Source organism: Oceanicaulis sp., assembly GCF_965249665.1.
In the GTDB taxonomy this organism is placed as follows: domain Bacteria; phylum Pseudomonadota; class Alphaproteobacteria; order Caulobacterales; family Maricaulaceae; genus Oceanicaulis.
The window spans coordinates 2,144,271-2,163,423 of the sequence record NZ_OZ252247.1 but is presented as its reverse complement, the minus strand read 5'-3'; the positions used below and the strand labels follow the sequence as shown (position 1 = coordinate 2,163,423).

Sequence of the window (19,153 nt, the reverse complement as noted above, 5' to 3'; positions counted from 1 at the left end):
CAGAGCCACGCTGAACAGTAAAAAGCCCGGCGCGCTGCGCCGGGCTTTTTCAATTCGCTTAAGCGTGACGCAAACCATACCCGCCACCATTATCAGTAACTGGCTTCACACCGCCCCTCACTATGGGCTTGCCGCAGGGTGTCATCCAGAAAGATCGCGGCGTCCGCTATGGCGTCCGGGTATGACAAGACATAATGATCCACTGGATACTGCTTCAACACCAATCCATGGTCGGGATTGAGCGCCTCGGCCCGGCGAAAAGCTGCATCCGCCATCTCCGCTGACGGCCAGAGATGATCGTCCAAAGCCCCTTGAAGCAAGACAGGAGCCTCGATCCGCTCGACCGGGATCAAGGCTCTTTCAACGGCAGCATCGTTACGCAAAGCCTGCTCAGAAGACGCCGTCGAACTGGCGCGCCTCAACAAGACCCTCGGTGTGTGGATTGAGAGCCAAGGAAACGGTACGAAATCCAAAGGCTCACCTCCCAGCGCCCAACTCGACCGTATTCTCAATGTACGGTGCGGCCCTTGCCAGACTACATGACTAGGCACGGCGGCGACGGCGGCATCAAACAGGCGCGTCTCCGAACTATTCAGGTCCGCCTCATAAGCGGCCAGCAACAAGGTCAGTTCGCCACCCCTTGAGACGCCAACAAACCCCACGCACCGGTTCGTGGCGCCCCGGGTCTGACGCGCATCGTTCAGAACTTCAGCGAAGGGTTCTAGATTTCGGTCAAACAGACGCGGCGGACGAAGATCCTCACCCCAAGAATCGCCCAGGCGCTCCAAGCCGAAATGGTTAAGATTGCGAATGCTGTAGCCCATATCGGCGAGCAACTGGCCCAAATATCCAGCAGGGCTTAGACCTGAGCTTCTCCCTAACCACCCGCCCTCGGATCCGCCAACCATGATGATCAAGGGCGGCAGGCTGCCAGCCTCCTGGAGCTCCAGATCCATGACGGCGATATCACCGATGAAGCCGCGCTTGTGGACCTCATAGCTCATTCGCCCATCAAGGTGGGCATTCTCCTCAAGTCGCTCTGCTATCTCAGGAGAAAGCGGGGCCTGCAAATGCATCTCTTGAGCCCTGAGTGAACGGGCTGACGAGAAGAGTCCCGCCATCAAAAGACCAGCGATCAAAAGACGAGCAAGCAGCATCATTCCACACATGAAAACCCGGCGCCAGGCACCGGGTTGATCCTTACACACCCAAGAGGCGAGTCAATAACACCCTAGAACGGGATGTCGTCGTCGAGGGTGTCGGAGGTGAAGTCCTCGCGCGGGGCGTTGCTGCGCTGACCGCCGCCCTGGTTATAGCCGCCCTGGCCGCCGCCGGAGCGATCATCCATCTGGTTATTGTTATAGCCGCCGCCCATGCGGTCGCCGCCGCCTTCGCCGCGGCCGTCCAGCATGGTCAGCTCGCCGCGATAGCGCTGAAGCACCACTTCGGTGGTGTATTTGTCGTTGCCGTCGCGATCTTGCCATTTGCGGGTCTGAAGCTGACCTTCGATGTAAACCTTCGAGCCCTTCTTCAGATAGTTCTCCGCGACCTTGGCGAGGTTGTCGTTAAAGATCACGACATTATGCCATTCGGTCTTCTCGCGGCGTTCGCCGGTGGACTTGTCGCGCCAGTTTTCAGACGTGGCGATCCGCAGATTGACCACCGGGTCGCCGGAATTCAGGCGCCGCACTTCGGGGTCTGCGCCCAGATTGCCCACCAGGATCACCTTGTTTACAGAACCAGCCATACCGCGTCTCCCGCTTGTCTTTCGCGTCGTATTTGTTCACATTCCGTTCCGCGCGTCAATCAAGGCGCGAGTCGGATGTTAACGAAGCCTATCCCGCAGCCCGAGTCCATCGCCGGGCGCCGCTGTCGGCGCCTACACGGTGGATAGAACCCTGCCAGAGCCCTAAGTAACGCCCGATACGCCTGCCCGACCGCCAATCAAGGACTTTGCGTCATCCATGGCTGACAAACTCAAAACCATCTCCGTGCGCGGCGCGCGCGAGCACAATCTCAAGGGCGTGTCGGTGGACCTGCCGCGTGACGAGCTGATCGTGTTTACGGGCCTTTCGGGCTCGGGCAAGTCCTCGCTCGCCTTTGACACCATCTACGCCGAGGGCCAGCGCCGCTATGTGGAGAGCTTGTCCGCTTATGCGCGCCAGTTCCTGGAGCTGATGAGCAAGCCGGATGTGGACTCTATCGAGGGCCTCTCGCCCGCCATCTCGATCGAGCAGAAGACCACCTCTAAAAACCCGCGCTCCACCGTGGGCACGGTGACCGAGATCTATGACTATATGCGCCTTCTCTGGGCGCGGGTGGGCGTGCCCTATTCGCCCGCCACCGGCGAGCCGATCTCGGCGCAGACTGTCTCGCAGATGGTGGACAAGATCACCGCGCTGGGCGACGGCGCGCGGCTCTATCTGCTGGCGCCCATCGTGCGCGGCCGCAAGGGCGAGTACCGCAAGGAGTTCGCCGAGCTGCTCAAACAGGGCTTCCAGCGCGTGAAGGTGGATGGCGAGTTCTACGCCCTCGAAGACGCGCCCGAGCTCGACAAGAAGTTCAAGCACGATATCGACGTGGTCGTGGACCGGGTGGTCACCAAGGAAGGGCTGGAACAGCGCCTCGCCGACAGCCTGGAGACCGCGCTGCGACTGGCGGACGGCATCGCCATGGCCGAGTTTGCGTCAGATCATGGCGAGCACAAGACGGGCGAGCGGATCATCTTCTCGCAGAAGTTCGCTTGCCCGGTCAGCGGCTTCACCATTGAAGAGATCGAACCGCGCCTGTTCTCGTTCAACAATCCGTTCGGCGCCTGCCCGGCCTGTGACGGTCTGGGGCAAAGCCTTGAGTTTGACGAGGACATGGTGGTCCCCGACCGCGACAAGTCGCTGTATGACGGCGCCATCGCGCCCTGGAGCCGGGCGACGTCCAAGCTCTATCAGCAGACCCTTCAGGCCATCGCCGACCATTATGGCGCCAGCATGTACACGCCCTGGCGCGATCTCGATGCGAGCTTTCGCAAGATCGTGCTGCATGGCACCAAGGACAAGATCAAGTTCACTTACGAAGACGGGCTGCGCCAGTTCACCACCTCCAAGGCGTTTGAAGGGGTGATGCCGAACCTTCAGCGGCGCTGGCGCGAGACGGACTCTACTTGGGTGCGCGAGGATCTGGCGCGGTTCCAATCCGCCCAGCCCTGTGAGGTATGCGACGGCAAACGCCTGAAGCCCGAAGCGCTGGCGGTGAAGATCGACGGCGCGGACATCTCCATCGCCGGTGAGAAATCCATCAAGGCGGCGCTGCGCTGGTTTGAAGCCGTGGAAGACACGCTCTCGGCCAAAGATCAGGAGATCGCCCGGCGCATCCTCAAGGAAATCCGCGACCGTTTGAAGTTCCTCGTCGATGTGGGGCTCGATTATCTCACACTCAGCCGCGCCTCCGGCACATTGTCGGGCGGGGAAAGCCAGCGTATTCGCCTCGCCAGCCAGATCGGCTCAGGCCTGACGGGCGTTCTGTATGTGCTCGACGAGCCCTCCATCGGCCTGCACCAGCGGGACAATACGCGGCTCCTCGATTCCCTGCGGGGCTTGCGCGATCTCGGCAATACCGTGCTGGTGGTCGAACATGACGAAGAAGCCATCGAAACGGCGGACTATGTGGTCGATCTGGGCCCGGCCGCTGGCGTTCATGGCGGCGAGGTGATTGCGGCGGGCACGCCCAAGGAGATCGCCGCCAATCCCAAATCCCTGACCGGTCAGTACATGTCCGGCCAACGCATGGTGCCCGTGCCTGAACAGCGCCGCCCGGTCGACCTCAAGCGTGCGGTCACCGTGAAGGGCGCCACCGGCAACAATCTTCAAAACGTGGACGCCGCCTATCCGCTGGGCGTGATGACGTGCGTGACCGGCGTGTCGGGCGGGGGCAAATCCACCCTGACGATCGAGACGCTGTACAAGGCGGCGGCGCGGCGGCTGAACAAGGCTTCGGCCGTGCCCCTGCCCCACGACACCGTGGAAGGGCTCGATCAGGTCGACAAGATCATTGATATCGACCAGAGCCCGATCGGGCGCACCCCGCGTTCCAACCCGGCTACCTATACCGGCGCCTTCACCCCGATCCGCGACTGGTTCGCCTCCCTGCCCGAGGCCAAGACCCGCGGCTACAAGCCGGGGCGCTTCTCCTTCAACGTCAAAGGCGGGCGCTGCGAGGCGTGCCAGGGCGATGGCGTGGTGAAGATCGAGATGCACTTCCTGCCCGACGTCTATGTCGAGTGCGATGTCTGCCATGGCAAACGCTTCAATCGCGAGACGCTGGAAGTGACCTTCAAGGGCAAATCCATCGCCGATGTGCTGGACATGACCGTCGAGGAGGCCGCCGAGTTCTTCAAGGCCGTCCCGTCGGTGCGCGACAAGATGGAGACGCTCAAACAGGTGGGGCTGAGCTATCTCAAGGTCGGCCAGCCCGCGACCCAGCTCTCAGGCGGCGAAGCGCAGCGCGTGAAACTGTCCAAGGAACTCGCCAAGCGCTCCACCGGCAAGACGCTCTACATCCTCGACGAGCCCACCACCGGCCTGCACTTTGAAGATGTTCGTAAGCTCCTCGAAGTGCTGCACGAGCTAGTCGATCAAGGCAATACGGTCATCGTCATCGAGCACAATCTCGACGTTATCAAGACGGCGGACTGGCTGCTGGATCTGGGCCCAGAAGGCGGTTCGGGCGGCGGCCAGATCGTCGCCTGTGGCACCCCTGAACAGGTGGCCGAGGTCGAGGCGAGCTGGACCGGCCGCTATCTCAAACCCCTTTTGGAGCGCGATGTGGCGCGTCAGAAGAAACTGGCGGGGTAGCGGCTTAGTCTTTCCGCCCCCGCAGCACCAAACCCGCCAGTATCAGAGCGCTCAGCCCGCCCATGGCGATCAGCTGGGCGTAGGTTTCCGGGCCGAGACTGACGGCGTCCGCGCCGGCCATGCCGGTGGCCGAGCTGAACACCTGGGCGACGGCGCTGTTGATCGTCTGATCAGGGTCTGACGCCAGCAGCGCGAAACTGGGCGCGATGACAGCGACGGCGTTAAACGCGCCATGGGCGGCGGCGGCTTCGACGATGGAGCGCCGCCAGAGCGCGGTCAGCGAGAAAACAAGTCCAGTCAGACCGATGCCCGACAGCGCTAGCACGCCGAACATCAGCCCCGAGATGAAGACATGGGCGTGCAAGAGCGCAAAAGCGAAGCTGGCGACGAAGACGCCCCAGCGCTTGCCCCAGCGCGCAGTCAGTGCGCTCATCAGCCAGCCGCGAAAGATCAGCTCCTCCACCCCGCCCTGGATGAGAAAGCCCAGAAACAAACCGGCATAGCCAATCAGGGCGGCCTGGGTTATCGCGCGGCTGACCTCCATCGCGCCCAGGGTGTCGGCGTCAGCAGCGCTCGCTCCCACGCTCAGAAGAGCGGCGACAGCGCTGACCAGCACCACCAGACAGACGCCCAGCGGCAGGCCCAGCATATAGCGCCCGAAAAAGCCCCGCCCCTCTAGGCCGATTGTGGAAAACGGGCGGCGCTCAAACAGCTTCAGCCACATCAAGGTCATCGCCGCCCAGGAGATGAACTGCAACAGCATGAGCGGCAGCAGGACGGTCAGCGTATTCTCGTTCAACGCCTGCTGGGCCGCCAGCGGATCGGTCTCGCCCGATGAGACTGTCAGAACGAGGGTGTAGATGATCGTCCCGATCAGAACGGGAATGGACGAGACAAGATACCCCGCCGCCATTAATCCGATCGCGCCCCACCCCCAGGTGCGCCGCGCAGTTTCAGGCCATGGCGCGTAAAGAGCTTGGGTCATCTCAAGGGGCTTTCTGATCGGGTTCAGGCATGGAGAGCGCGAGTTTAGCGCTGATCCCGCGTCCGATCATCATCACGACGCCCATACTGAACATCACCGGTGTCAGTACGAGCGCAGTCATCCATGCCTGGTCCACGCCAGGCATCAACAGCGCATATAAACGCATGGTGATCAGCGGGTCTTCAGGGTTCTGAAGCAGCATGTCAAACGTATTCGCAACGCGCTCTCCGACGCTGAAGCCTATGGCGCCATAACTGACGACCATCACCAGCATGTAGAGAATCAAGAACAGGACCCAGGCTAATGTTAGGCCGAGCACATGCCGCCAACCGGCGCGGATCGCGCCTCCGATATCAAACCGCCCGGACAAGGCATGCGCCGGAAGACCGGAGAAGACTGACAAGATAGCGACCAGGCCCAGACCGCCAATGAGACACAGCGCGATCACAACCCCGAAGGCGGCGACTGCGCTGTCGCCGGTCCCGCTCTCTGCGGCCAGTATCGCAAACACAACACCGATCATCATGACGACAAACAGGACCAGAAAGGCCGCCAGATAAACGCCGAACAGGATCAAACCACTCACGGTCAGCCGACCGAGACCCGCCCAGCCGGGCCAGAGGGTGAATCGGCCGCGCATGAACAGCGTGAGCCAAACCGCCTCCATCCAGATCCAAAGCGGAAGCCCGAGAAGAGAGATGAGCGAACTGGCCGATGAGAACTGCAGGCTCAGGGCATAGGCTTCGCCGGCATCGCCCATTTCAGCAGCCTGCACGCCCGCACGCGCCAGCTCTCCGAAGAGACTGAACTGCCCCACCGCCACAGCGACGTAGATCAGGGTGTGCCCGATCAGAAGACACAGCACCGCTCCTGGCCGCGCCCGAAACACGTCAAAACCGAAGCCGAGCGCCCCTCCCACCGTGAACCGGTGAGCCGGCGTCGTCGCCCTATCCGTCACGCTCAGCCCTCGCTTGGCGCCTGCCCCACGGACTCGGCGGGCGCTTCGAGCGGCGTTTCGGGCGCGAAACCGCCGTCATGGCGGACCGCCACATAGGCGCCGACGCCTTGCCAGCTGCCTTGCACGAAAATGTCGAAGATCAGCTGCAGGACCACGGCGATCACGGCCATGGCCCAGAACAACGGCGAAGCCAGAGCGTCCAGAAACGCCTCCATCATGAGGTCCGGATCACTGGACTGTTCAAAGCTGATCAGTGCGCCCACCAGTTCGGACGATCCGATCATCAAGAACGCCTGCTGCAGGACGCTCAGCACCAGGTAGGCGATGGCGATGGCGAAGAAGAGCACCACATAGGACAGGAACATCCAGAACATCACGCCGCCAGCGGCCGCGAAACCGTCAAAGATCTTGATGCCGCGCTGACGCACGGTCAGCGCCGTCGCGGGCGCCAGCCCCAGGAGGAAAATGATCCAGCCGACGATGACAATCACCGTCAGAAGCGTATTCGCCAGCGCCTGAACGGCGACCCCGCCCGGCTCGCCGCCCATGGCGAACCCGGCGTTGACGACGGCGTAGAGCACGACGGTCAGCACGCCAGCCGCCATGATCAACAGCCAAAGCACGATATTGACGACCAGCAGCCGCAACTCGTCCGCGCCCAGGCGGATCGGCAGCCCGACCACCACCTGATCCCGCGCCAGAAGGCGCAGCCAGGCGCCCTGGATCATCAGAGCGGAGATCAGAAGTCCGACAATGCCCAGCATGTAAAAGCCCATGCCTTGCAAGGCGGCCTGCGCCATTTCCGCGTCGCTGGGATCCCCTTTGTCGCCATACTCAAGCGCCAGCTCGAACAGGGGCCAAAATCCGTAGACCATCAGCGCGCCAAAGCCTGCATACAGCAGCAGTTGCCACAGACCGATCCACGCCACGCTCATTGGGCGTTTGCCAAACACCTTCAGGAAATAGAAGGTGGCGTCGATGAAGTTATAGCTGGGCTTGGACATTCTTTCCCCCGCGTGTCCGAACAGAGCATTCGCGTGAGACGATAGCTCAGACGGGCGCGAAGGTCTCGCCTTAATCGGAAGAAACGTCGCCCTTCACCTTGTATACGCTATAAAGCGCACACAGGGCCGCAATCAATGGCGCCGCCAGAAGCGCAATCTTTGCAACGCCGTAGATTGCGCTTGCCAGAAGGAAAAGTGCCGGGTTCACGATCAAGGCCCCCGCCTCTCCAGAGGCTGATTGAGCAATGGCCGGGCCTGCGCCCAGGAGTGCGACACAGATCGCATTCAGGAGGATCAGTGCAAGGATGCCGGGCGCCAGGCTGGCCAAACCCGTCAGCGCGATTTCGACGCTGCGCCCGCGCGACGCCGGCCAGATGGACAACACCCTGATGGCGCCGGCCTCCAAAGTCGCGGGCGCGGTCAGCGCCAAGCGCGTGATCAGCCAGAGGCTGAACACTGCGAACACCGCGATCAGGGCGAAGGACACCGCCAGCGCGACCGGTCCCATAAGCTCGAACAGATTGACGTATCCGTCGGGTTGCGGCGCGCCGGGATCCATCTCGGTGAAGGCGAGACCGGCGATCATGAAGGCCATGGCCACGCCCGCCGTCATCAGGATGATCACCAGCAACAGCACAACCAGGAACAAAGCCCAGATCAGCCGCCCTTCATCGCCGCCCAGGGTCAGGCCGAAAAAGCCTTTTTTCGGAATGCCCAGCGCCAGACGTCCCAGGCTGGCCCAGCCGATGACGAAGGCGCCGAACGCCACCGCCATGAAGGCGATCGCCGCCGGCGCTGCGCCCGGCGCATAGGCGCCCGCATAAGCCGTCATCAAGGACTGAACGGCGAACACGACGCCATAAAGCGCGCTCGCCGCCAGAACGGGAGCGGGATTTTCCAGGACAAAACGGTAAGCGGCGCCCACGGCGCGAAGATCGATCAGTTTCATGACGCTGCAGTTAGCCCGAAATGAGGGTCAGGCCAAGGAGATCGCTTCAGGTTGTTCAGTCTTGGCGTAGAACTTCACCTTCGAAACCGGGCCTGCAAACGGTTTGCAAATGTCGCCGGTAACTAAAGTTGTGGCAGGGCGAAAACGAATAGTGCTCAACGATCCAGCCCCCGTCTTCCCCGTACATTCGCAGTCCAGTGAGCCGCGACGCCAATTCAGGCCCTTCAGAAAGGGGGTATCCGTCAAGCACAACCACGTCTGTCAGTTCAAGGTCTGATACGGTTCTCCCGGACAGTTCTCGCTGTACTACGAGGCGCTCCCAATGACTGCGCATGTAGAAGACAGCCCGATCTCCCTGCCCAGCGAGAGCCGTCGGCAACTCAGGGAACGGCACGTCGCGACAGACAGCAAGATCTGCGGGTCTGGCCGTGTAGGGAGAGAAGAGGAATTGACGATCCTCATGCTGATATTCACCTGGCTCTGAGCGCATGCTCTGGGCGACTTCGCGCTGAGTGTCGCTTAAAGAGTCAACCTGATCATCGATCTTGAGCGCCATATTAAAATGGTAACCAGACCGCATCAGCAGACCCGTCCGATAGGCCAGCTCAGCACTATATGGACTGATCGGACAAGGTCCCTGTGACGCTGCATTGAAAGCTGCCTCAAAAACCGAACGCGCCTCACGCACGTCCCCACTCGCCCAAGCTGTTGCAAGTTCGGTCTCCGATACCTGTAGCGGTTCAGCGGTATTGGAGGCGCCATCAAGAAGCGTCAGAATACCGAGAAAAACCCAGAGCATCTCAGTTTCTAGTCTGCGAGCTGATAATCAAGCCGGGTCGTAACACCCCTGCGAACAATCGGAACGCCATCTTGTGTCGCAGGCTCATAACGCCAGCGGCGAACAGTGCGCACGCCTTCTTCGCCAAATTCCCGGTAAGGAATGGAGTAAACCACCTCTACGTTTTCGGGCCGCCCTTCTTCATTCACATCAAACCGCATCAACGCAATCCCTTCAACGCCCGCCCATGCGGCGTCGCGTGGGTATGCAGGCGGCCTCCGCTCTATGACAACGGTATCCACGAACCCTTCAACCGCTACGAACGCGTTCGCCTCCACTTCACTTTCATCAACTGACTTATAGACATTATCGGCCAGCAGTCGCTCAAACAGCTCGGCACGTTGGTCGGCGTTTAATTCTGCACGCTCCATGCTGCCCCAAGCCTCGGCCGCATCGCTGAGGTCACTGTCGCCCCCACCTTGTGACAGCAGAGTCCTGGCCACGGTCATCCAGTACGCGGCCTCTAGCGGCCTGTCTTCGTATGAATAGTAAGCGCCCGCTTGAAACGCGGCCACGCCGAATACGGGAGCCGTCTGAATACCGGCGCGCCGAGCGGCCTGCATTGCGCGCTCCCCGTGAAACCCGGCATTCTGGTACTGCCCCCGAGCCCAGCGCGAACTGGACATATAGGCATGTGCCAAGGCGGCTTCCGTTTCAGCAGCCGGAGAGGCCGGCAGGGTTTCAATGATTTCAACGCCCCTCTCGGAGGACAAAAAAGCGCTACGATGCTCTCCCTGACGGAGTTGGGCGTCGCTGGCGTATCGAAGCGCCCGGGCCCTGACGACCGCGTCACCGTTACTTCGCTCGTTCAGCTCAGCCGCGTTTAGAAAAGCATCTTCCGCTATGTCATACCGTCCAGTGCGGCGGGCATAAAACCCTGCGTTCTCGGCGAGAGTCGCCAGAATGCTAGGGGCAATCCGGGCATCTCGCCCAGCACGCCAGGCCTGCTCAGAGCTCTCAGCCGCCGCCTGGTCGTCGCCCGCTTCAACAGCCGCTTCATAAGCCAGATACGGCGTCGTGACGCTGTCCGGTAGCGGCTCGTCCTGACCAATCGCCATGGCCGTCGCGCTTAGCCACACGATCAAAACACTGAAAAATCGCATCTTCGCCCCCCATTTCCCCTGAAAGATGAAAGGCGTTTCTATATTCGTCAAGCAGGCTACGGCGGTCGACAATTGAGCCGCGCCGCCTTCCCGCCTATATGACGCGCCATGACAGATATGACCCCGATCCACATTATTGGCGGCGGCATGGCCGGCTCTGAAGCGGCCTGGCAGGCCGCGAACGCCGGCGTGCGCGTCGTGCTCCATGAGATGCGCCCCGTGCGCGGCACCTTCGCTCACCAGACTGAAGGCCTGGCTGAGCTTGTGTGCTCAAACTCGTTCCGCTCTGACGATGCAGAAACGAACGCCGTGGGCCTGCTGCACGAAGAGATGCGCCGCGCCGGATCGCTGATCATGGCGATGGGCGATCAACATCAGGTGCCCGCCGGCGGCGCCCTGGCGGTGGACCGGGAGGCCTTCTCCCAAGCAGTGACCGCAGCGCTGGAAAACCATCCCAATATCGAGATCGTTCGCGAGGAGATCACCGGCCTGCCGCCCGAGGACTGGGACAGCGTCATCGTCGCCACCGGCCCCCTCACCTCCCAGGCTTTGGCCGAAGCCGTCCACGCCGCGACCGAAGAGGGCGAGCTGGCCTTTTTCGACGCCATCGCACCGATCCTTTATGCCGACTCCATCAATATGGACGTGGCGTGGAAACAATCGCGCTATGACAAGGGCGAGACCGAGGAAGACAAGGCCGCCTATATCAACTGCCCCATGGACAAGGACCAGTATGAGGCGTTCGTGGACGCCCTGCTGGCGGCGGAAAAGACCGAGTTCAAGGAGTGGGAGAAGGACACGCCCTATTTCGACGCGTGCCTGCCCATCGAAGTGATGGCCGAACGCGGGCGTGAAACCCTGCGCCACGGCCCGATGAAGCCGCGCGGCCTGACCAACGCCCATGATCCCGAGACCAAGCCCTATGCGGTGGTCCAGCTGCGCCAGGACAACACGCTGGGCACGCTGTTCAACATGGTCGGCTTCCAGACCAAGATGAAATACGGCGCTCAGGCAGACGTGTTCAAGATGATCCCGGGGCTCGAGAACGCCAGTTTCGCGCGTCTGGGCGGCATTCACCGCAACACCTTCCTGCATTCGCCCAAGCTGCTGGATGGCCTGATGCGTCTGAAAGCGCGTCCCGCCTTGCGCTTCGCCGGCCAGATCACCGGCGTTGAAGGCTATGTGGAAAGCGCCTCCATGGGGCTTCTGGCAGGCCGCTTCGCAGCGGCTGAGAAGTTGGGGCGGGCCGTCACCCCGCCGCCGCCCACCACGGCGCTCGGCGCGCTGCTGACCCACATCACCACAGGGCATGTGCCGGGCAAGAAAGGCGCGTTCCAGCCGATGAACGTCAATTTCGGCCTCTTCCCGGATATCGAGGCGCCCACCAAGGACGCCGAGGGCAAGCGCCTGAAGGGCAAGGAGAAGTCCGTCGCCAAGAAACGCGCCATGAGCGCACGGGCGCTGTCAGATTGCGACGCCTGGCTCCATGGATTTTCTCAAGCGGCTGAATAGCTAGACCCGCCCCGTGAGCGACGCCCAGGTCAGGCGCGCATTCTGTCCGAAGGGCGCGCGCTCGATCTGTTCACGATAAGGGTCTTCCAACGCCTGAGCGCTTTTGAGATAGCCGCGCGCTAGGCTGACATAGCCGAGCGCCGGGAAGACCTCGGCGGGAAGCGCGCTGCGGGTGCGGCTTAGCAGGCCGGCGGCGTCCTGCGCTTCGTTCAGCAATCCTGAAAGCGCGGCTTTCGCGGCGTCCGGTTTGCGGCCCGCCGCCAGATCCGCTTCGCTCAGATCAGCGCCGGCCAGCTCGTCGGCGCAGAAGGGCGGACGCCCCGCCTGCACCAATGGCGCGAAGGCGCGCAGCAGACCGGAGAACCCCCACAGCCGCCCGGCCGCCGTGATCGCCACACCAGGCTCTCCCCCCAGATCAAGGTCGGGCTTGAGCAGACGCGCCGCGAGCTGGATCAAGGCCCCGGACGTGCGGTCTACATAGTCACGGCGGTCTTCACGGGTCGGGAAAGGCCCCTCGCCCAGATCCGCCGTACGCGCCTCAACCAGTCCTGTCAGCGCCGCCTGATCGGGGGCGCCGGGCGCTTCACGCAGCTCAGACACCGCTTCGTAGATATCGTGGCGGCGCACTTTCGGCGGATCGGCGAACAGGTCACTGACCGCTTCGCGCGCCCAGGCCAGACGCATTTCGCCAATGACCGGCTCAGACACCTTGTCGGGAATCTGCGCAATCTCATGATAAAAGGCATACAGCGCAAAAAGGCGCGCGCGCAGCTCCACAGGGGCAAACAGGGCTGCAGCCCGGCGTTCAGGGTCATTGGCGGCTAACAAGCTGTCGAAATCGGTCACGCTATTCTCTCTCGCCGGTAGACACATACGGGTTTGAACCCATATCTAGCTCGTGCGTAATACCTGAGTATGGCGGTCTTCCAAACGGCCGCCGCACCCTATGAGCACCCTCTCGCTCAAACTCCCAAAGGAGGCCGACATGGCGTTCACTCTTCCCGACCTGCCCTACGCCCAAGACGCTCTGGCGCCGCATATCTCTGCGGAAACCCTGAGCTTCCACCATGGCAAGCACCATAAAGCCTATGTCGACAAGGCCAATGACGCTGTCAAAGGCACCGACCTTGAAAGCCTGAGCCTGGAAGAGCTGATCAAGAAAAGCTGGGCTGACAAGAATATGGGCGTGTTCAACAACGCCGCCCAGATCTGGAACCACACCTTCTACTGGCACTCCATGAAGCCCAATGGCGGCGGCAAGCCGACGGGCGCCATCGCGGACGCCATCGACAAGTCCTTTGGCTCCTATGACAAGTTTGTCGAGGAATTCAAAGCCGCCGGCGCCGGCCAGTTCGGCTCGGGCTGGGCCTGGCTGGTCAAGAACGGCGACACGCTTGAAGTGCGCAAGACGCTGAACGCTGAAAACCCGATCACCGACGGCGTCACCCCGCTTCTGACCATGGATGTGTGGGAGCACGCCTATTATCTCGACTACCAGAACCGTCGCCCGGACTATATCTCCGACTTCCTGGACAAGCTCGTGAACTGGGACTTCGCAAACCAGAATCTGGCGAGCGCCTGATCTGATTATGCATTGACGTAGGAAGCGGCTGCGGTGAGGTTCACCGCAGCCGTTTTCTTTTGGGATTTCAGGGGGCCTCTCATGCGGATCAATGTGTCACAACTGCGCAAAGGCGCATCGCTGGGCGCTCTCTCGCTCTTGCTCGCTCTGGGCGCCTGTGACGAACCCGCCGCTTCGCCCACTCCTGAAGCCGCCCCGGAAGCCACACAGGAAGCCGCATCGCAAACGGCGCCCGCCACGCTGCCGACGCCCGGCTTCAGTCAAGCGGGTCTCGCCCAGCTCGACAGCCGCCTGGCCGAACTCGCCAGCGCCCAGCAACGCGCCGGCTATGTGGCTGTGCTGGCTCGTCATGGCGAAGTGCTGCACACCGCCAGCGCCGGATACGCCGATCTGGAAGCGGACCGCCCCATGACAGCGGACACGGTGGTGCGGATCGCATCCATGACCAAACCGGTCACGGCCGTTGCGGCGATGTTGTTGATTGAAGACGGCGTCATCGCGCTGGACGACCCGGTCAGCGACTATATTCCCGCCTTTGCAGATGTGCGCGTCGCCACCTCTTTGCAAAGAGATGAGAGCTACGAAATCCCCACCATCGAGGCCGAGCGCCAGATCACCGTGGAAGACCTGCTCACCCATACGTCGGGCCTTGGCTATCTGTTTGATTACCAGTCCAATCTGGGCGCGCTTTATATCGGCAACGATATTTACGCCGCTGAAGGCGACATGGACAGCCGGATGCAGATGCTGGCGGATTTACCGCTCTATTTCCAACCCGGCTCCGCCTGGTTCTATTCATACGCCAGCGATGTCTTGGGCCATCTCGTGGCCGTGGCGTCAGGCGACAGTCTTGAAGACTTCACCCAAGCGCGCATTTTCCAGCCTCTGGGCATGGCGGACACCACATTCTTCCTGCGTGATGACCAGCGCGCCCGTCTGGCCGCGGTCTACACCCATGGCGAGGACGGCCAGCTGACACGAGTGCCCAGCACAGAAGACGCTGCGAGCGTCGCGGCCTTTGAAGCCGGCGGCGCCGGCCTGTTCTCCACCGCCAATGATTATATCCGGTTTGCGCAAATGCTGGCGAATGGCGGCGCGCTCGACGGCGCACGCCTGCTCTCAGAGGACTCCGTCGCCGCCATGAGCACCGCCCATGTGCAGGCGGATCGCATGCCCGATCGTATGGATGCGGTTGATCTGGGTTACGGGTATGGCGTGGGCGTGATTTATGACGGCCCCGGCGACCACCCGGTGCGCGCGCAGGGTGATTTTGGATGGTCAGGCTATTTCGACACGGAATTCTTCATCAGTCCCAGCACTGGCGTTGTGGCTGTCATCATGAGCCAGGAGCAACCGGGCCCGACCACGCCAGACACTATTGGCGCGCGCGCCGTGTTTGATCAGCTGGTGTATGACGCGGTTTTGTCAGAATCCTGAACGCCGACAATTCGATCAAGCTCATCCAGCGGGTCGCCTCCCAGGTCCATGCCCAGGGCCTCGCAGGCGTCCCGCCAGCTTGAAACCGCAACCACATCGCCGCCACGCTTGAGAACCAGCTTGCTGAAATGCGCCGTCCGCATCCGGTTGCTCTCATTGTACAGATAGACAATGCGTTCAGGAATCGACCAGGCGTCCCCGACCTCATCAAGCAGATCATTGAGGTCTTGAGGCCTGACACCCGGATCGCCCTTGCGGTAGTCGACGATCAAAATGGTATGGTCATCAATCTTGCGTTTGTAATCGGCGATGGCCTTGCCCAACAAAGGCTGTAGGCTCGCTCCAATCAGGCCCGTGTAACTGACCGTATTATTGATTGTTTTTTCAATGATTTGAAAGTTTGGACCTGCTGGGCTCATTTCAATCGTCATCTTGAAGCCTTCAAAAGCGACATTCGCCTGCGGCATAAGTCTAATCGATTGAATCCCACATAGGCTTAAGAGCGGTTAAACCGCTAACAGGGCCGCCGCCACGTTCCGCCCTTCGCCCGCCAACAGATTATAGGTGCGGCAGGCCGTCGCCGTATCCATGACTTCCAGCCCGACGCCGGCTTCGCGAAACGCTTTGCGAATACTGGCGGGAGGGTGCTCCAAACGCTCCCCCACGCCCAGGATCAGCATGTCCGGCCGTGTTGAAGCGTTGAGGAAGACCTGCAGATCGGCAAGCTCCAACCGATCACTGCTCCGGGCCCAGGCGCGCGCGGCGCCGTCCACGATCAAGGTCGCGCCATTCTTGCGCACCCCGGCGATGCGAAACCCGCCATCGCCGAACGCATCAATGGGAGGCAGGCCGGATCCGGACGCGTTACGGGGCACGAGCGCCTCCGTCAGCGTCGTCATCAGACGTCCGCTTCACCCCGGTCAGGGTCAGAAGCGGCGCGGCCACGAAGATTGACGAATACGTCCCGACACCCACGCCCCAGATCAGCGCCAGTGCGAAGCCTTCCAGCGCCGGGCCGCCGATCACCGCCATGGCGATGATAGCCACCAGCGTGGTGCCCGAGGTCAGGATGGTGCGCGAGAGGGTGGAGTTGATGGCGCCGTTGAGCACGTCCACGGTGGGGCGTGTCTTGAACTTGCGGAAGTCTTCGCGGATCCGGTCATAGACGATCACGGTGTCGTTCATCGAATAGCCCACAATCGTCAGGATCGCGGCGATGGTGGACAGGTTGAATTCCAGTTGTGTGATGGCGAAGAAGCCGATGGTGGCGATCACGTCGTGGATCAGCGCCAGCACGGCGCCCACGGAATACTGCCACTCGAACCGGAACCAGATATAGATCAGCATCAAAAGCAGGGCGACGCCGATGGAGCTGGCCCCTGCAACCACCAATTCGCCTGAGACTTGCGGGCTCAGGGATTCGATTTTCTGAAATACGATTCCCGGGAAGGCCTCTTCAAGCGCGATGGAAACCATCTGGCGAACAGCCTGCTGGGCTTCAGCGTCATTTTCGACGGAATAGCCCTCGATCTCGTTGACGCGTTCGGCCGAGACCAGACCCACGCGCACCAGAGCTTCGTCTTCCGCGCCAAAGCCCTGAACCTGGACATCCCCCAGATCGAGGCCTGTCAGCACGTCGCGGAGCGCGCCGGTATCGGCAGGGCCTTGGGTCTTTACTTCGATCGCGGTGCCGCCGCGAAAATCGATACCGAAATTGAGCCCCAGCGTTGTGAATGCGGTGATGGACCCCAGGATCAGGGCCATAGAGAAGAAAAAGGCGACCAGGCGCGCCTTGATGAACGGCACACTGGTATCGGTGGGAATGAGGCGGACGAGTGCAAGCGACATGATCGCCTCCCCTTACATGGCCAGTGATTTCGGACGGGCCAGACGCAGCCAGGTCGAAATCAGAAGACGTGAGAACACAAAAGCGGTGAAGACCGAGGTCAGGATGCCGATGCCCAGCGTCACGGCGAAGCCGCGCACGGGGCCTGCGCCCAGCATGTACAGAACCGACGCTGCGATGAGAGTGGTGATGTTGGCGTCCAGAATGGCGGACAGGGCGCGCGAATACCCGGCTTCGAAGGCCGTGGTGACCGTTCGTCCCAATCGGTATTCCTCCCTGACCCGCTCAAAGATCAGCACATTGGCGTCCACCGCCATGCCGATGGTCAGCACGATCCCGGCGATGCCCGGCAGGGTCAGTGTCGCCTGCAGCCCTGACAGGGCGCCCAGCAGCAACAGGATGTTCGCCAGCAGCGCCAGGGTCGAGACAATCCCGAAAAAGCCATAGGCGAGCGCCATGAACACGATCACCAACCCGAAGCCGATCAACACCGCTGTCTCGCCGCGCGCCACCGAATCCGCGCCAAGGCTTGCGGTGACGGTGCGTTGCTCCACCGGGGTCAGGCGCGCCGGCAGCGCGCCCGCATTGAGCATGTTGGACAGGTCCGTGGCCGATTGCAGCGTGAAGCCGCCTTCAATGATGCCGGACCCGCCGGTAATGGCGCTGCGGATGACAGGCGCGGAGATAATGGTGTCATCAAGTACGATGGCGAAGCGGCGACCGCGGTTCTGGGTGGTCGCTTCTGCAAACGATCGGGCGCCAGAGGTGTTGAAACGGAAGCTGACCGCTGGCTGGCCGTTCTGGTCAAACGCCTGACCGGCATTCACCAGCTGCTCGCCCGTGACGAGCGCCCGGCGTTGCACGGCGAGATAGGGCTCGCCCGAACGTTCGGACGGCAGGATCATCACGCCAGGCGGCGTGCGGCCCGTGCCGTCAGGATTAATGGTGATCCCCTCTTCCACCATGTGGAATGTCAGGCGCGCCGTGGTGCCCACCAGGTCGATGATGCGCTGAGGATCGCTTTCGCCCGGCACCTGAACCAGAACCCGGTCCTCGCCCTGACGGGCGATATTGGGCTCAGTGGTGCCCGTGGAGTCCACACGGCGACGAATGACTTCGATCGATTGAGTGACGGTGCGTTGACGCACGGCGTCCAGCGCCGCGTCAGTGATCCCCATACGGATTGTCCGGTCGTCATCGCCCTGATTGACGGTCAGGGTCTGGGCCATGCCCTGCGCGCCCGTGGCGGTGGTGATCGGCTCGTTGAGCTCTTCCAGGCGCTCCAGGGCGCGGTCCATGTCTTCAGGGCGCGACAGACGAACGATGACCTGGCCTTCCACCACCGCAGGCGAGCCGGCGATCAGGATGGGCGGATCTTCGCGCAGGGCGCTGCGCGCATCATCTTGCAGATTTTCCAGACGCTCCTGGCGCACTTCGTCCATATCCACCTGGAACACCAGGTGGGAGCCCCCGCGCAGATCGAGCCCCAGATTGATCGTCTTGTGCGGCAGAACCGTAAAGACGCCCTTGGGTTCCCCATTGGCGTCCAGACGAACGCTTTCCGGCACAAAATTGGGCAGAGTGAACAGAAGGCCGATCAGGATGACGAGGGTGACGACCGTCGTCTTCCAAGGAGCGAAATACAGCATGGGGCTCTCAAGCGTCCGGCGGCGCCGGGCCGAGAGCCCGACGCCGGAATGTCAGTCAGGCCTTAGTCGGAAGACTTGGCGTCGGAGGCGTCGTTGGCCGGCTCGGTGCGGGTGCGCACTTCCATAATGGTATGCTTGAGCACTTTGACCCGGACGCCTTCGGCGAGTTCCACCGTCGCTTCGGCGTCAGCCACGCGCGTCACCTTGCCGATCATGCCGCCAGAGGTGACGACTTCATCGCCCTTGCGAAGGCCTTCAACCATTTCCCGGTGCGCCTTGGCTTTTTGCTGCTGCGGACGGATCAGCAGGAAGTAGAAGACCACGAAGATCAGGATGAACGGGGCGAACTGCATCAGCATGGCGGCGAGCCCGCCCTGTGCGCCTGAAGCGGCGGCGGTGGCGAGAAAGACAGAGTCGGTCGCGGAAAACATGGCGGCTCCGGT

18 protein-coding genes are annotated in these 19,153 nt (G+C 61.9%); 4 read left to right on the top strand and 14 right to left on the bottom strand.

From position 1 onward, the window contains the following. Positions 1 to 92: 92 nt before the first annotated feature. Positions 93 to 1,004 carry an acyl-CoA thioester hydrolase/BAAT C-terminal domain-containing protein gene (locus tag ACP154_RS10415; RefSeq protein WP_421859423.1) on the bottom strand — a complete coding sequence of 304 codons (912 nt, stop codon included), beginning with the start codon at positions 1,002 to 1,004 and terminating at the stop codon, positions 93 to 95. A gap of 227 nt (positions 1,005 to 1,231) precedes the next feature. Next, entirely contained in the window at positions 1,232 to 1,747 is a 516-nt protein-coding gene (ssb, locus tag ACP154_RS10410; protein WP_421859426.1) for a single-stranded DNA-binding protein, read from the bottom strand. Between the two features lie 217 nt (positions 1,748 to 1,964). On the opposite strand from ssb, the gene uvrA reads away from it, so the two are divergent. Continuing rightward, entirely contained in the window at positions 1,965 to 4,847 is a 2,883-nt protein-coding gene (gene uvrA / locus ACP154_RS10405; protein WP_107712914.1) for an excinuclease ABC subunit UvrA, read from the top strand. A 4-nt stretch (positions 4,848 to 4,851) separates the two neighbouring features. Here uvrA and ACP154_RS10400 read toward each other — a convergent pair whose 3' ends face one another. The 6 genes from ACP154_RS10400 to ACP154_RS10375 all read right to left on the bottom strand — a co-directional run bounded on the left by ACP154_RS10400 (position 4,852) and on the right by ACP154_RS10375 (position 10,756). After that, positions 4,852 to 5,832 carry a CPBP family intramembrane glutamic endopeptidase gene (locus ACP154_RS10400; RefSeq protein WP_421859429.1) on the bottom strand — a complete coding sequence of 327 codons (981 nt, stop codon included), beginning with the start codon at positions 5,830 to 5,832 and terminating at the stop codon, positions 4,852 to 4,854. Between the two features lies 1 nt (position 5,833). Beyond that, positions 5,834 to 6,790, bottom strand: a complete 957-nt coding sequence (locus tag ACP154_RS10395; protein ID WP_421859432.1) for a hypothetical protein — start codon at positions 6,788 to 6,790, stop codon at positions 5,834 to 5,836. A 2-nt stretch (positions 6,791 to 6,792) separates the two neighbouring features. Continuing rightward, on the bottom strand, positions 6,793 to 7,794 hold the full coding sequence (locus tag ACP154_RS10390; RefSeq protein WP_421859434.1) for a hypothetical protein: 1,002 nt from the start codon (positions 7,792 to 7,794) through the stop codon (positions 6,793 to 6,795). 70 nt (positions 7,795 to 7,864) lie between these two features. Continuing rightward, positions 7,865 to 8,743 carry a hypothetical protein gene (locus ACP154_RS10385; RefSeq protein ID WP_421859436.1) on the bottom strand — a complete coding sequence of 293 codons (879 nt, stop codon included), beginning with the start codon at positions 8,741 to 8,743 and terminating at the stop codon, positions 7,865 to 7,867. 55 nt (positions 8,744 to 8,798) lie between these two features. After that, positions 8,799 to 9,542 carry a hypothetical protein gene (locus tag ACP154_RS10380; RefSeq protein ID WP_421859438.1) on the bottom strand — a complete coding sequence of 248 codons (744 nt, stop codon included), beginning with the start codon at positions 9,540 to 9,542 and terminating at the stop codon, positions 8,799 to 8,801. A gap of 8 nt (positions 9,543 to 9,550) precedes the next feature. Further along, a complete protein-coding gene (locus ACP154_RS10375) occupies positions 9,551 to 10,756 on the bottom strand; it encodes a TonB family protein (protein ID WP_424993783.1) in 1,206 nt (401 codons plus the stop codon). Positions 10,757 to 10,792: 36 nt separating this feature from the next. Between ACP154_RS10375 and trmFO the strand changes: the two genes are divergently transcribed. Beyond that, positions 10,793 to 12,196 carry a methylenetetrahydrofolate--tRNA-(uracil(54)-C(5))-methyltransferase (FADH(2)-oxidizing) TrmFO gene (gene trmFO / locus ACP154_RS10370; RefSeq protein ID WP_421859442.1) on the top strand — a complete coding sequence of 468 codons (1,404 nt, stop codon included), beginning with the start codon at positions 10,793 to 10,795 and terminating at the stop codon, positions 12,194 to 12,196. On the opposite strand, the gene ACP154_RS10365 is transcribed toward trmFO, so the two are convergent. Further along, complete coding sequence (locus ACP154_RS10365; RefSeq protein ID WP_421859445.1) at positions 12,197 to 13,042, bottom strand: squalene/phytoene synthase family protein; 846 nt, start codon at positions 13,040 to 13,042, stop codon at positions 12,197 to 12,199. Positions 13,043 to 13,181: 139 nt separating this feature from the next. Here ACP154_RS10365 and ACP154_RS10360 point away from each other — a divergent pair, with 139 nt between their 5' ends. Then, positions 13,182 to 13,778 (top strand): superoxide dismutase, encoded by a 597-nt coding sequence (locus ACP154_RS10360; protein WP_421859447.1) that lies wholly within the window; start codon positions 13,182 to 13,184, stop codon positions 13,776 to 13,778. 81 nt (positions 13,779 to 13,859) lie between these two features. Continuing rightward, the gene (locus tag ACP154_RS10355; RefSeq protein ID WP_421859450.1) at positions 13,860 to 15,215 is read left to right on the top strand and encodes a serine hydrolase domain-containing protein; all 1,356 of its coding nucleotides are present in this window, start codon (positions 13,860 to 13,862) and stop codon (positions 15,213 to 15,215) included. Here the strand turns inward: ACP154_RS10355 and ACP154_RS10350 are convergent. The 5 genes from ACP154_RS10350 to yajC form a co-directional block, all read right to left on the bottom strand. Then, positions 15,179 to 15,646 carry a hypothetical protein gene (locus ACP154_RS10350; RefSeq protein WP_421859452.1) on the bottom strand — a complete coding sequence of 156 codons (468 nt, stop codon included), beginning with the start codon at positions 15,644 to 15,646 and terminating at the stop codon, positions 15,179 to 15,181. The two genes, ACP154_RS10355 and ACP154_RS10350, sit on opposite strands and share 37 nt — an antisense overlap. Before the next feature lie 75 nt (positions 15,647 to 15,721). Next, the gene (locus ACP154_RS10345; protein WP_421859454.1) at positions 15,722 to 16,114 is read right to left on the bottom strand and encodes an Mth938-like domain-containing protein; all 393 of its coding nucleotides are present in this window, start codon (positions 16,112 to 16,114) and stop codon (positions 15,722 to 15,724) included. After that, on the bottom strand, positions 16,080 to 17,063 hold the full coding sequence (gene secF / locus ACP154_RS10340) for a protein translocase subunit SecF (RefSeq protein WP_421859456.1): 984 nt from the start codon (positions 17,061 to 17,063) through the stop codon (positions 16,080 to 16,082). Before secF ends, ACP154_RS10345 begins: the two co-directional genes overlap by 35 nt. A gap of 12 nt (positions 17,064 to 17,075) precedes the next feature. After that, positions 17,076 to 18,710: a protein translocase subunit SecD gene (gene secD, locus ACP154_RS10335; protein ID WP_421859459.1), complete on the bottom strand. Its 1,635-nt coding sequence runs from the start codon at positions 18,708 to 18,710 to the stop codon at positions 17,076 to 17,078. 62 nt (positions 18,711 to 18,772) lie between these two features. Continuing rightward, the gene (gene yajC, locus ACP154_RS10330; RefSeq protein ID WP_421859461.1) at positions 18,773 to 19,141 is read right to left on the bottom strand and encodes a preprotein translocase subunit YajC; all 369 of its coding nucleotides are present in this window, start codon (positions 19,139 to 19,141) and stop codon (positions 18,773 to 18,775) included. Positions 19,142 to 19,153 lie beyond the last annotated feature (12 nt).